Below are 13,111 nucleotides of genomic sequence, written 5' to 3'. Positions count from 1 at the left end.
TGAGCCATCCGGTATCCCTCCTGGTGAAGTGGTTTCTTCTCCGTCTCACATTCTACCAAAGAGGGCCGGATGGCTCATTTTATGTTACCTGGACCATCCGTTTTTACACATGATACCGGACACGACTCCGTTGAAAGCGGTTTAAAAATCGGGAGGTGGTCGACGATGACGTGGAGGAACAAGAAGCGCCTCTGGCGGACGCTTGTTCCTAAGCTGGCGGTCCTGCTGGTGTTCGGTCTTACGGCGTGCGCTCAGACGACGTCCGACAAGATGAACGCCGGACAATCCGAGAGCGGGACGTCCGCCCAAAATCCGAACGCCACGGAAAAAACAAAGCCCAAGGTTATTGGCGCAACGCAGATCATCGAACATCCGTCGCTCGACGATGCGTTCCGGGGCTTTAAGGCGGCGCTTCAAGATGCGGGTTTTGTGGAAGGGACGACGGTCCTCTACAACGGTCAGAACGCTCAGGGGGATATGAACAACGCTCAGACGATCGCCCGGAACTTCGTCGCCGACCGGGTGGATCTCATTTTCGCGAATTCTACGCCGAGCGCCCAGGCGGCCCTCAACGCGACCAAGACGATTCCGATCGTCTTTACCTCCGTGACCGATCCGGTCGGCGCGGGTCTCGTGCCGTCGATGCATGAAGCGGGGGAGAACATTACGGGAACGACAGATACCCATCCAGATGCCATTCAAAAAATGCTGGCATTTATCGTTCGGGAGATGGGCCTCAAGAAAATCGGCATCGTGTACAACCCCGGCGAACAAAATTCGGTCGCCCAGGTCGACGCGATCCGAACGATCATCAAAGCACAAGGCTATTCCCTGGACGTCGTCGAAGCGTCCGTCAGCAACACGTCCGAGGTGAAACAGGCGGCGGAGTCGCTGGTCGGCCAAATCGAAGGGTACTACGTCATCACCGACAATACGGTCGTCTCGGCACTCGAAGGGCTTCTCGCCGTCGCCGATGCGAATAAACTTCCGGTCTTTACCGGAGAATTCGATTCGCTCAAACGGGGCGGCTTTGCCGCCTACGGATTCCGCTACTATGACATCGGCTATCAGGCCGGGCAGATGGCGGCCCTTATTTTGAAAGGCGAAAGGAATCCGAAAGATATTCCGCCGGAATATCCCAAGACGCTGCACCTGGCAATCAACAAAACGGTGGCGAAAAAGCTCGGCATCCCCATTCGGCCGGAATGGGAAAAAGAAGCAGAATTCATCGAATAGGTTCCCGAATATCGGAAGCGATATGAACACTGCCTGAAATGGGGGAAGGGGATGGCGGCGGCACTGATCGGCGCCGTTGAAGCCGGACTCATCTTCGGCGTGATGGCGCTCGGCGTGTACCTTTCGTTTCGGGTGTTGAACTTTCCGGACTTGACCGTCGACGGCAGTTTTGTCACCGGCGCAGCTCTGGCATCGATCCTGGTCGTCTACGGCGTTTCTCCCTGGACGGCCAACCTGGCGGCGTTTGTCGCCGGAGCGACCGCCGGCCTGATCACCGGCGTACTGCACGCGTGGGGCAAGATCAATCCGCTCCTTTCCGGCATTTTGATGATGATCGCTCTTTATTCGATCAATCTACGCATCATGGGCCGGCCGAACATTCCGCTCCTTCATCAACGCACCATGTGGACCGATCTCGCTCCTTGGACAGAGCGGCTACAGACCGTCGTCCCGGGCGCCGATCACCTCATCGTGCTCTTCGTCCTCGGTCTGATGGTCCTGGCGATGAAGTTGATCCTGGACTGGTTTTTAAAAACTGAAATCGGCTTGGCGGTCCGGGCGACCGGCGACAGCCCCCGGATGGTGCGGAGTTTTTCGGGCGACACCCGCCGCTTCATCGTGCTCGGTCTCGCGGTGTCCAACGCGTACGTGGCGTTTGCCGGCGCCCTCATGGCCCAATACGGCGGCTTTGCCGATATCGGGATGGGCATCGGGATGATCGTCGTCGGCCTGGCTTCGGTCATCATCGGGGAAACGCTGTTTCGCCAGACGTCACTTCACCGCTTGACGGCAGCGGTGATCGCGGGGGCCGTTCTCTACCGGATCATCATCGCCTTGGCGCTTCGGGCGCGGTTTTTGGAAACCGGCGACGTCAAGCTTATCACCGCGCTGATCGTTATTTTGGCGCTCGTCCTGCCCGAGTGGCGCGGCGGCCGAAAGATGACGAAAGCCAAACCGGCGTCGCGGATCCTTCGACCGCTTCCGTCGGAAGGAGGAGAAGTCGGTGCTTCGCCTGGTGGGCGTCTCCAAGATCTATAACGCCGGGACGTCGGACGAGAAGGCGGCGTTAAAAGGAATCGACCTGGACGTTCGGGAAGGCGAGCTGGTTACGATCATCGGCTCCAACGGCGCCGGAAAATCGACGCTCCTCAACGTCATTGCCGGAACGATCACCCCGGACGAAGGGCACATCGTCCTCGACGGAACGGACATCACCGATTGGCCGGAACACCGCCGGTCCCGCTGGATCGCCCGGGTGTTCCAAGATCCGGCCGCCGGGACGGCGCCCAACATGACCATCGAGGAAAACCTGGCGCTGGCGCTTGCGCGGGACGGACGTAGAACCTTTCGCCGAGGTGTGACCGATGAACGCCGTCAGGCGTTTCGAGAAAGGGTGCGCCAGCTCGGCATCGGCCTGGAAAACCGCCTCGGCGTCAAGGTCGGTGCCCTCTCCGGCGGAGAACGGCAGGCGCTGGCGCTCCTTATGGCGACGCTCTGCCGGCCCAAGTTGCTTTTGCTCGATGAACACACCGCCGCCCTCGATCCAAAACGGGCCGCCTGGGTGTCGGAGCTCACCGTCGGTTTGATCCGGGAGCTTAAGCTCACCGCCCTCATGGTCACCCACAACATGAAGCAGGCGATCGAGATGGGCGACCGGCTGATCATGATGGACGAGGGCGAGGTGATCCTCACCTACGAAGGGGAGGCGAAGCGGTCTCTGACCGTCGAAAGATTGCTTCAATCTTTTGAGCGCGTCCGCGGAAGCATGCTTGACACGGATCGGGCGGTGCTGGCCTAACCAAGCGAAAGGAGGCGCCGAGATGCTCGATTTGCCGACGGTTGCCCGCGGCGATCTCTTTTCGGCCATCGGAGACCACGAACACGTTCTCTTTTTCCATGACCCGGATGTCGGTCTGAAAGGCATCATCGCCATTCACGACACTTCTCTTGGTCCGGCCCTCGGCGGCACCCGGATGGCGCCGTATCCGGATCTCGAAGCGGCGCTTTTCGACGCCCTTCGGCTCGCCCGGGGAATGACGTGGAAGGCGGTTGCGGCCGATCTGGACGTCGGCGGCGGCAAGGCCGTCTTGATCGGCGATCCGGAAAAAGATCGATCGCCGGAACTGTTTCGCGCCTTTGGGCGGCAGGTTCACGCTCTTGGCGGAAGATTTTACACCGGAACGGACATGGGAACCCGGCCGGAAGATTTCGCCTACGCCTATCAGGAGACGCCGTATCTCGTCGGCCTGCCGGAAGCGTACGGAGGGAGCGGTGATTCGTCCGTCACGACTGCCGAGGGCGTCGTCGGCGCCATCCGGGTGACGCTTGAGTTCCTCGACGGGGATGGCGACCTGAAAGACCGGACGTTTGTCGTCCAGGGCCTGGGGAAGGTCGGTCTGAAGGTCGCCCACCGCCTGCTCGAAGCCGGTGGACGACTCATCGTGGCCGATCCGTCGGCGGAACGGGTCGACGCGTTCCGGCGGCTGGCCGAATCGTTCGGCAAAACGTTCCAGATCGTTTCCCCGGAGGCAATCTACGATGCGGAAGCCGACGTGTTCGTCCCGTGCGCCTACGGCGGAGTCATCACCGAAGCAGTCGCCCGGCGGCTCCGCGTGCGGGCGATCGTCGGATCGGCCAACCAGCCGCTCGCCCACCCGGGCATTGCCGAAACGTTAAAGGCGAAAAACATCCTCTTCGCACCGGATTACCTGGCCAACGCCGGCGGCCTCATCCAGGTGGCCGATGAACTGTTCGGCCCCAATCCGAGGCGGGTTGAGCAGAAGCTTTCCGTCGTGCTGGAGACGCTCCGGTTCGTGTACCGGCGGTCCGACGCAGAAGGCCTCACGACGGTCGAGGCGGCCGAGCGCCTCGTTCGGGAGCGGTGGGAACGGCGAAAGCGGCTCAATGTCCGCTACCGGCCGGATGTGCCGCCGAAGTGGCGGTTCCGGCGATGAAGGAGGGTGGCGCGATGCTCGAACTTTCTCCGCCGTTTACCGAGGGAGGATCGGGGGAAGCGCTTTTTCCCCTCTGGCGCCTGGTGGATGAAGAGGGGCGGTGGACGGACGAGCGGTGGGCCGATCGGTTTTCTCCGGAGTGGATCGAGACGGCCTACCGGCACATGCTTCGGGCCCGCCGCTTCGACCGGAAGTGCTTGAGCCTGCAGCGGCAGGGACGGATCGGGACGTATGCGCCCTATGAGGGCCAGGAAGCGGCTCAGGTCGGGAGCGCCCTTGCCCTCGGCCCGGGCGACTGGCTGTTTCCGACGTACCGCGATCACGCGGCGGCGATGACGTTCGGGCAGCCCCTCGGGCGCATTCTCCTCTACTGGAAGGGGCGCTACGAAGGCGGCATTCCCAACGAAGGGCGGAAGATATTCCCACCCAGCGTGCCGATCGCTACACAGCTCCCTCATGCGGTCGGAGCGGCCTTCGCCGAGCGATTTCTCAACACGCCACATGTCGCCCTTGTCTACTTTGGCGATGGGGCGACTTCCGAAGGCGATTTTCACGAAGCGCTCAATCTGGCCAGCGTCTGGAACGTTCCGGTCGTCTTTTTCAATCAGAACAACGGCTACGCCATCTCCACCCCGCTCGACAAGCAGATGAAGTCCAAAACGATTGCCCAGCGGGCGCTCGGCTATGATCTGCCGGGGATCCGGGTGGACGGCAACGATGTTTTCGCCGTCTACGCGGCGACGAAAGCGGCCGTCGAGCGCGCCCGATCGGGCGGCGGCCCCGCCTTGATCGAAGCGGTGACCTGGCGGTACGGGGCGCACACGACCGCCGACGATCCCCGGCGCTACCGGGATCAGTCGGAAAGCGACCGGCTCCGGGAAAAGAGCGATCCGCTTCTCCGCGTGGAACGGATTCTTGAGCGACTGGGGCGATTCGACGCCGAAGCCAAGACGAGGTGGCTCACAGCGATCGATGCGGAGATCGAGGCGGCGGTTCGGGAGATGGAATCCGCATCTCCGGTCTCGGAAGCAGATCTGTTCCGGCATGTCTTTGCAGAATCTCCTGATGCTCCGGCTTGATGAGGGGGAAATCTCCATGACGTCGATTCAGGCGGCTCAAAAGACGATGACGCTGGTCGGGGCCGTCAATGAAGCCCTGCATCTGATCTTGGAGCGGGATGAGCGGGCGATCGTGCTTGGAGAGGACGTCGGGGTGAACGGCGGCGTCTTTCGCGCGACGGAGGGGCTTTTCGAGCGGTTCGGCGGGCAGCGGGTGATCGATACGCCGCTCGGCGAATCCGGCTTCGTCGGCGCGGCCATCGGCATGGCCGCCGCCGGCCTGAAGCCGATCGTCGAAATCCAGTTTCTTGGATTCATCTACCCAGCCTTTGAGCAGATCGTTTCGCACGCTGCCCGACTCCGGGTGCGAAGCCAGGGGCGGTTTTCGGTGCCGATCGTCATTCGGGCGCCATACGGCGCCGGCGTCCGGGCGCCGGAAATTCATTCGGACAGCACGGAAGCCTTTTTCGTGCACATGCCGGGCCTGAAGGTGGCTGTCCCTTCGACGCCCGCAGACGCCAAGGGGCTTTTGCTAGCCGCTTATGAGGATCCGGACCCGGTGATTTTCCTCGAGCCGATGCGGCTTTACCGGAGCGCCCGAGGAGAAGTCCCGCCGGGGTGGGCGCCGGTGCCCCTCGGCCGGGCGCGCCTCGTCCGGGAGGGGGAGGACGTGACGGTGATCGCCTGGGGCGCGATGGTCCCGGTGGCGGAGCAGGCGTCGCGCATGGCGGCCGAAGCGGGGATCGACGTGGAACTTCTCGATCTTCGCACCCTCTACCCCCTCGACCGGCAGGCGATCGCGCGGTCGGTGGAAAAAACGGGACGGGCGGTCATCGTCCAAGAGGCTCACGACACCTTGGGGGTGGCCAGCCACATCGTGGCGATCATTCAAGATGAAGCGTTCTACGCCCAGAAAGCGCCCCCCCGTCGCGTAAGCGGTTTCGATGTGCCGGTGCCGCTTATGGCGTATGAGGATCTGTATCTCCCGACGCCGGAGAAGGTGCTGGCGGCCGTCCGGGAGGTGATGGCCGGATGACCGCCGGAACCGGGGGCGAAGTTGCCCTCCGCCTGCACGACCTCGGCGAAGGGCTCACGGAAGCCGTGGTGCTCCGCTATTTCGTTGCTGTCGGGGACCGCGTAACGATCGACCAGCCGGTGGTGGAAGTCGAGACGGACAAAGTGACGGCCGAGCTGCCGGCGCCGACCTCCGGCATCGTCGCGGCGATCGAAGCGCCGGAAGGGACGAGCGTTCGGGTCGGCGACGTCCTCCTCCGGATCCGGTCGGACGCTTCGGTGCCCACCTCTGGCGTTCGGGAGGCGGATCGAGAACGGGTGGCTGAACGACTCACGCCGGCTGCCGATGCGCCGGGTGGAAAAACCGCCGAAGAGGCGAAGGAGTTGACGAAGCGCCCCGTTCTGGCCAGCCCTTACACCCGTCGCCTGGCCCGCACGCTCGGCGTTCCTTTGGAAGCGGTTGCGGGGAGCGGTCCGGCCGGCCGCATCGAACCGGAGGACGTCCGCCGATATGCCGACCGCCGCGCCGCGGCTATACCGGTTCTCTCGACCAGGTCGCCGGCAACCTCGTCGCCGCCGACGCCCTCGGTCACGAATTCCCCAGCGGAAGAGGTCGCCGACCGCCCGATCGCCCAGAGGCCGGCGGCGGGATTCGGATCAGCCGACGGAGAAGCGGAGACGCTTCCGTTTCGCGGCCGGCGGGAAGCGATTGCCCGCCACATGGTCCATTCGGTGACGACCATCCCGCATGTGACGCAGCTGGATGAGCTGGAGGCGGACGGGCTTCTCGCCTTAAAGGCCCGGCTGGATGCGTTAGAACCCCCGATTCCACTCACGGCGTATTTAATCAAGATCGTTTCCACGGCGCTTCGGGCCCACCCCCGTTTCAATGCCCGCTTGGATGAGGCGGCCGGCATCATCCGGCTGTTTCGCCATCACCACATCGGCGTCGCGGTGGATGCTCCGGAGGGGCTCATCGTGCCGGTGATCCGGCACGTCGAGGGGCGGAGCCTGCGGGAGATCGCTGTGGCGCTCGAGGACCTCGTGCAAAAAGCCCGGACGGGGACGCTTGGTCCGAAAGAGATCGCCGGCGGAACGTTTACCATCAGCAACGTCGGCCCGATCGGCGGAGCGTATGCCGCAACGCCGATCATCCGCCCGCCGGAGGTGGCCATTCTGGCGTTTCACCGGATCCGGAAGCGCCCCGTCGTCGACGAGGACGACCGGATCGTCGTTCGCTCGATTCTGCCGGTTTCGCTCTCGTTCGATCATCGCGTGCTCGACGGCGCCGACGCCGTCCGTTTTGTCGAGACGTTGCGGTCGCTGGTGCGGGAGCCGGAGCGGCTTTTTTTGTCGATGCGATGATTTGTGAAAAAAGATCGGCTTGACGACATTCAAACACCGGAACTATACTGTTTAACGTAACAACGTTTAAAAAACGTTATATGAACAAAACGTTGTAAAGGTCGGCATCGACGGCGGAGGGGAGGCCGGCGCTTAAAGAAGGAGGCGTGCGGATGATCGATTCAGAGAAAGTCAACCGCTACCGGCGTTCGTATTACCCGATGTTCATCGACGGGGAGTGGGTTGACGCCGCCGACGGCAACCGCTACACGGTTTACAACCCGGCGAGCGGGGAGCCGCTGGCAGAGGTGGCAAGGGCCGGACGGGCCGACATCGACCGGGCCCTTCAGGCGGCGCGGCAGGCGTTTGAGTACGGAAAATGGCGCCACTTTTCCGTCTTGCGGCGGGCGCGAGTGTTGAACCGCATCGCCGAGATCATGCGGGAGCGGTTCGATGAGTTGGTGGAACTGGAAATTTTGAACACGGGTAAGACGCTCTTTGCCGCTCAGGGCCAGATCATGCAGGCGATCGAGGACTTCGAGTTTTACGCCGGTGCCATCGTCGGCCACCGGGGATACGTCAACAACATGCCCAGTGGCTTTTTCAACTATACCCAGCGAGAGCCCGTCGGCGTCTGTGCCCAGATCGTCCCGTGGAACTATCCCCTGATGATGGCCGCATGGAAAATCGCTCCGGCGATCGCCGCCGGCTGTTCGGTCGTCGTCAAGCCGGCGACGCTTACGCCGGTGACCGCCCTCGTTCTGGCGGAGATTGCTGCCGAGGCCGGCGTGCCGAAAGGCGTCGTGAACGTCGTTCCCGGTTCCGGGCGGGATGTCGGCGATTACCTTGTCACCCACCCGGAGGTCGATAAGATCGCCTTCACCGGGTCAACGCCCGTCGGTCGGCACATCATGGAGCTCGCCTCCCGTTCGTTGAAAAAGGTGACGCTCGAACTCGGCGGGAAGTCGCCGAGCCTCATCTTTGACGATGCAGATCTCGATGCGGCGGTCGACGGATCGGTGTTCGGGATCTTCTATAACACCGGCCAATCGTGCGAAGCCCGATCCCGCATCTACGTCCAGCGGTCGGTCTATGACGCATTCATGGCGCGGTTCGTCGAGAAGGCGAAAAAGCTCAAGCTCGGCAACCCGTTCGACCCGGAGACGCACGTCGGTGCAGTCATCAGTCGGGAGCAGGTGGATGTGATCGACGGTTACGTCCGTTCCGCCTTGGAAGACGGCGCTCAGGCGGTCTTGGGCGGCGGCGAAGTTCGCGTTCCGGGGTTTGAAGGGGGGTACTGGTACGCGCCGACGATCCTCGTCGACGTCCACCACGGCATGAAGGCGGTTCAGGAGGAGATCTTCGGCCCGGTCGTCACGGTCATGCCTTTTGACACCGAAGACGAGGCGGTCGCCCTCGCCAACGACACGATGTACGGTCTCGCGGCGGCCGTCTGGACGAAAGACGGCGCCCGGGCGAAGCGGATGGCCGACCGCATTCGCGCCGGCATCGTCCTCGTCAACACGCCGTTTTCCGCTTTTCCCGGCATGCCGTTCGGCGGCACGAAGCAATCGGGTTTCGGCCGGGAGCTCGGCATCGAGGCGCTCGACCTGTACACCGAAGTCAAAAGCGTGCTCATGTACTACGGCACCAAACCGCTGAATCCGTTCAAGCTGTAATCCGGTGTTTGACCATCCAAAGCGTCCGGCCCGGCACCGGGCCGGACGAAAGAAGGAGGAGCTTCACGCATGGTCAAGCTGATCGCCGTCTACCGTCGGCCCGATGACGTCGAGGCGTTCGAACGCCACTACCGCGAGGTCCACGCCCCTCTCGCTCGCTCGATGCCCGGCCTTCAGCGCCTGGAAGTCAACCGCGTCTACGGGATCCCGGGCGGCGGTGACTCGGACGTCTACCTGATCGCGGAGATGCTTTTTTCCTCCCGGGAAGCCCTGGAGGCGGCCCTCGCCTCGCCGGAAGGTCGGGCGGCCGGAAAAGACTTGATTTCGTTTGCCCGGGGGATCGTCTCGCTTTACCTGGCGGAGGTGGAGGCGTAGCGCCGTGGTCCAAAAGCCAGGAAACCGCGTCGAAAGCCTGAACGCTTTCAACCGCCTTCTCGGGATTCGCGTTTTGGAAGAAACGCCGGACGGCGCTCGGGCGGAGCTGGTCGTTCGGCCGGAGTTTTTCAACAGCATGGAGGGGATCGTCCACGGCGGCGTCGTGGCGACGCTCCTCGACGTCGTCATGGGGCACGCGGCGGCGCCGCATCAGGACGGCGTGCAACAGAGCGTGACGGCGGAATTTAAGGTCAACTTCCTGCGCCCGGCCACCGGTGAGCGGCTCGTGGCGGCTTCCCGCATCGTCAAGCGCGGCCGTCGCCTCGTCGTCGCGACGGCGGAGGCGTACGGCGGCGATGGGGCGCTCGTGGCGGTGGCGCTGGGGACATACGCCTTGCGAGGGGAGGTCGGACGATGATCTTCAACGTCGAAATGGAAACGATGCCGCGGGTAGAAAAAGAGAAGCTGCAGCTTAAGCGGATTCAAGAGACGGTCGCCTACGCCTATGCGCGGGTGCCGTTTTACCGCCGGCGTTTCGATGAAGCCGGCGTTCGCCCGGAAGACATCCGGAGTTTGGATGACCTTCGTCGGCTGCCGATGATGAAAAAGAACGACCTTCGGGAGCATTATCCGTTCGGCCTGTTTGCCGTCGACACCAAGGAGATCGTCCGGTTTCACGCGTCTTCCGGCACGAAAGGCAAGCCGACGGTCGTCGCTTATACCCGTCGGGATATCGATAACTGGGCGGAAATCGTGGCCCGAACGATCGCCGCCGCGGGCGGGAGACCGGGCGACATTTTTCACAACGCTTACGGTTACGGCCTCTTTACCGGAGGCCTCGGCCTTCATTACGGAATTGAACGCTTCGGTGCGGTCGCCGTTCCGGCGTCCGGCGGAAACACCGCCCGGCAGATCACGCTGATTCAGGATCTCCGGCCGCGGGGGATCTCTGGGACGCCGTCGTACATCCTGAACCTCATCGAAACGATGCGGGCGATGGGCCTCGATCCGCGGAAGACGAGCCTGGAGTACGGGATCCTCGGGGCCGAGCCGTGGACAGAAGAGATGCGCCGGCAGATCGAGGATGCGCTCGGCATCAAGGCCGTCGACATCTACGGCCTGAGCGAAGTCATCGGCCCCGGCGTCGCCATCGAATGCGCCGAAGGGCAGGACGGCCTCCACCTCGCCGACGATCACTTTATCGCCGAGGTGATCGACCCCGACACCGGCGAAATACTTCCGTATGGCGAAACCGGGGAACTCGTTTTTACGTCCTTGACCAAGGAAGCGTTTCCGGTCATCCGCTACCGGACCGGCGACATCGCCTCCCTCAATCCGGAGCCTTGCCCCCACTGCGGCCGGACGACGATGCGCATGTCCCGCGTCAAGGGGCGGATCGACGATATGCTCATCATCCGCGGCGTGAACGTCTTTCCCTCGGAAGTTGAGGCGGAATTGCTGAAATACGCGGAACTGGCGCCGCATTATCAAATCGTCATCGACAAAGACGGCGCCCTCGATCGGTTCGAGGTGCACGTCGAAGTGATCGAAACGGCCCTGGCCGGCGTCGGTGACGTCGAAGGGTTCAAGGCCGAACTCCGCGGTCGGGTCGCTCGGCAGTTGAAAGACGCCCTCGGCATCACCGTCGTCGTCGAGGTGCACCCGCCGAAGGCACTCCCTCGAAGCGAGGGGAAAGCCGTTCGCATCGTCGACCGCCGGAACAAACAGACGGTGACGTCCTGAGTCCTTTGGCGCTGATGATGGGTGGAACGCCGGCCGGTCTGCCGGCGGGCGCCGAGGGATACGGAGGAGGAATCCGATGGCGGAGGAGATGTCGCTTCTTGTGTCGCAGGACGGTCCGGTGGCCATCCTTCGGCTCAATCGTCCAGAGGTGCTGAACAGCTTAAACCGGGCGCTCGTCGAGCGGCTCGTCGCCGAACTTGAACGGCTCGACGCCGATCCGGCTGTGCTGGCGATCGTGATTACAGGCGATGAGCGAGCGTTTGCGGCTGGCGCCGATATCGGCGAGATGGCGGATGAATCGGCCATCGATATGTTGATTCGAGATCAGTTTACCGTCTGGGACCGCATCCGGGCGATTCGAAAGCCGCTTATCGCCGCCGTGAGCGGGTATGTCCTGGGCGGTGGGGCGGAGCTGATGATGAGTTGTGACCTCGTCGTCGCATCGGAGTCGGCTCGGATCGGCCAACCGGAGATTCGCCTCGGCGTCATGCCCGGCGCCGGAGGAACCCAGCGGCTTACCCGGGCGCTCGGGACGCGGCGGGCGCTGGAGCTCCTTTGGACCGGCGAGCCGATCGACGCCGAAGAGGCGTACCGGGCCGGTCTCGTCAACCGGATCGTTCCGGCGGAACGGGTGCTTCCGGAGGCCCTGGCCCTCGCCCGAACGATTGCTTCCATGCCGCCGCTCGCCGTCCGGCTGATCAAGCGGGCGGTTTACCTGGCGGAAGAAGCGCCCCTCGACGTCGGCCTCCAGTTTGAGCGGCACGCCTTTTACCTGTTGTTTGCAAGCGACGATCAGAAGGAAGGCATGCGGGCGTTTTTAGAAAAGCGGCCGCCGCAATTTCGAGGACGGTAGGAGGGATCGCCGTGGCGAAACAGGCGACGGACGTCCTCATCGAACAGCGGGGCGCCGTCCGGTGGATCGTCTTCAACCGTCCGGAGGCGATGAACGCTTTGACGGACGTCATGCTCGAGGCGCTGGAGCGGGCGTTTCGGGAAGCGGCCCGAGCGGAAGACGTCCGTGCGATCGTCCTCGCCGGCCGCGGACGGGCGTTTCAGGCGGGGCAGGATTTGTCGGCGCTCGGGGAGGCGCCGGAACCGGAGACCTACGGCGCGCTGCTTAAAAAGCGCTACCACCCGGTGCTTCGGGCGATGCGGGAGACGCCGAAGCCGATCCTCGCCGCCGTCGGCGGCGTCGCCGCCGGCGCCGGCATGAGCCTCGCCCTTGCCGCCGATTTTCGCGTCATGTCCGACCGGGCGGCGTTCGTGCCGGCGTTTTTCAAACTCGCCCTCGTCCCGGATACAGGAATGGCGTATTTTCTTCCGCGGCTCGTCGGTTTCGGGCGGGCGCTCGAGTGGATGACGCTCGGCGGCCGCATCGGTCCCGACGAGGCACTTCGGACCGGGCTCGTTCACAGGGTCTTTCCGGCGGACGGCTTTGAGTCGGCGGCTCAGGCGTTCGCTGAAACGCTGGCGGCGCTGCCGACGAAAACGTTCGGTATGCTGAAGCGTCTGCTGCAAAAGGCCGAGGCCGCGCCCCTCGGCGAGGCGCTCGCCTACGAGCGGATGCTCCAGAGCGCTGCGGCGGCGACGGAAGACCACCGCCGGGGGATGACGGCGTTTTTCGCCAAGACCGAACCGACGTTTACCGGCCGCTAGGCGCCGGGGACGGCCGAAGAGGTCGACCGGCGGGCGACCCCCTCCGAGCGTC

At 63.6% G+C, this 13,111-nt stretch carries 13 protein-coding genes; all 13 read left to right on the top strand.

Annotated features, from left to right (window positions below; translation table 11 throughout):
* The first annotated feature begins 165 nt into the window (after positions 1–165).
* Positions 166–1,236: an ABC transporter substrate-binding protein gene (locus tag SA87_RS01905; RefSeq protein WP_066198298.1), complete on the top strand. Its 1,071-nt coding sequence runs from the start codon at positions 166–168 to the stop codon at positions 1,234–1,236.
* A gap of 51 nt (positions 1,237–1,287) precedes the next feature.
* Positions 1,288–2,274: an ABC transporter permease gene (locus tag SA87_RS01900; protein WP_066198296.1), complete on the top strand. Its 987-nt coding sequence runs from the start codon at positions 1,288–1,290 to the stop codon at positions 2,272–2,274.
* Entirely contained in the window at positions 2,240–3,034 is a 795-nt protein-coding gene (locus SA87_RS01895; RefSeq protein ID WP_066198294.1) for an ABC transporter ATP-binding protein, read from the top strand. The genes SA87_RS01900 and SA87_RS01895 overlap by 35 nt, the downstream gene beginning before the upstream one ends.
* Before the next feature lie 22 nt (positions 3,035–3,056).
* A complete protein-coding gene (locus SA87_RS01890) occupies positions 3,057–4,190 on the top strand; it encodes a Glu/Leu/Phe/Val family dehydrogenase (RefSeq protein WP_066198291.1) in 1,134 nt (377 codons plus the stop codon).
* A gap of 14 nt (positions 4,191–4,204) precedes the next feature.
* On the top strand, positions 4,205–5,269 hold the full coding sequence (gene pdhA / locus SA87_RS01885; RefSeq protein WP_066198288.1) for a pyruvate dehydrogenase (acetyl-transferring) E1 component subunit alpha: 1,065 nt from the start codon (positions 4,205–4,207) through the stop codon (positions 5,267–5,269).
* Positions 5,256–6,284: an alpha-ketoacid dehydrogenase subunit beta gene (locus tag SA87_RS01880; protein ID WP_281180912.1), complete on the top strand. Its 1,029-nt coding sequence runs from the start codon at positions 5,256–5,258 to the stop codon at positions 6,282–6,284. The genes pdhA and SA87_RS01880 overlap by 14 nt, the downstream gene beginning before the upstream one ends.
* Positions 6,281–7,627: a dihydrolipoamide acetyltransferase family protein gene (locus SA87_RS01875; protein ID WP_066198286.1), complete on the top strand. Its 1,347-nt coding sequence runs from the start codon at positions 6,281–6,283 to the stop codon at positions 7,625–7,627. The genes SA87_RS01880 and SA87_RS01875 overlap by 4 nt, the downstream gene beginning before the upstream one ends.
* Positions 7,628–7,779: 152 nt before the next feature.
* Positions 7,780–9,285: an aldehyde dehydrogenase family protein gene (locus SA87_RS01870; RefSeq protein ID WP_066198283.1), complete on the top strand. Its 1,506-nt coding sequence runs from the start codon at positions 7,780–7,782 to the stop codon at positions 9,283–9,285.
* 69 nt (positions 9,286–9,354) lie between these two features.
* Entirely contained in the window at positions 9,355–9,660 is a 306-nt protein-coding gene (locus SA87_RS01865; protein WP_066198280.1) for an EthD family reductase, read from the top strand.
* Between the two features lie 4 nt (positions 9,661–9,664).
* Positions 9,665–10,078, top strand: coding sequence for a PaaI family thioesterase (locus SA87_RS01860; protein WP_066198278.1), 414 nt, complete (start codon positions 9,665–9,667; stop codon positions 10,076–10,078).
* Positions 10,075–11,403, top strand: coding sequence for a phenylacetate--CoA ligase family protein (locus tag SA87_RS01855; protein ID WP_066198273.1), 1,329 nt, complete (start codon positions 10,075–10,077; stop codon positions 11,401–11,403). Before SA87_RS01860 ends, SA87_RS01855 begins: the two co-directional genes overlap by 4 nt.
* A gap of 76 nt (positions 11,404–11,479) precedes the next feature.
* Positions 11,480–12,256 (top strand): enoyl-CoA hydratase-related protein, encoded by a 777-nt coding sequence (locus SA87_RS01850; RefSeq protein WP_066198271.1) that lies wholly within the window; start codon positions 11,480–11,482, stop codon positions 12,254–12,256.
* A gap of 11 nt (positions 12,257–12,267) precedes the next feature.
* Complete coding sequence (locus SA87_RS01845; protein ID WP_245637602.1) at positions 12,268–13,059, top strand: enoyl-CoA hydratase/isomerase family protein; 792 nt, start codon at positions 12,268–12,270, stop codon at positions 13,057–13,059.
* Positions 13,060–13,111 lie beyond the last annotated feature (52 nt).

The sequence above is a fragment of the Hydrogenibacillus schlegelii genome, assembly GCF_001653195.1.
In the GTDB taxonomy this organism is placed as follows: Bacteria; Bacillota; Bacilli; order Thermicanales; family DSM-22653; genus Hydrogenibacillus; species Hydrogenibacillus schlegelii.
The sequence above is the reverse complement of the archived record's forward strand: the minus strand, read 5'-3'. Positions and strand labels throughout refer to the sequence as shown.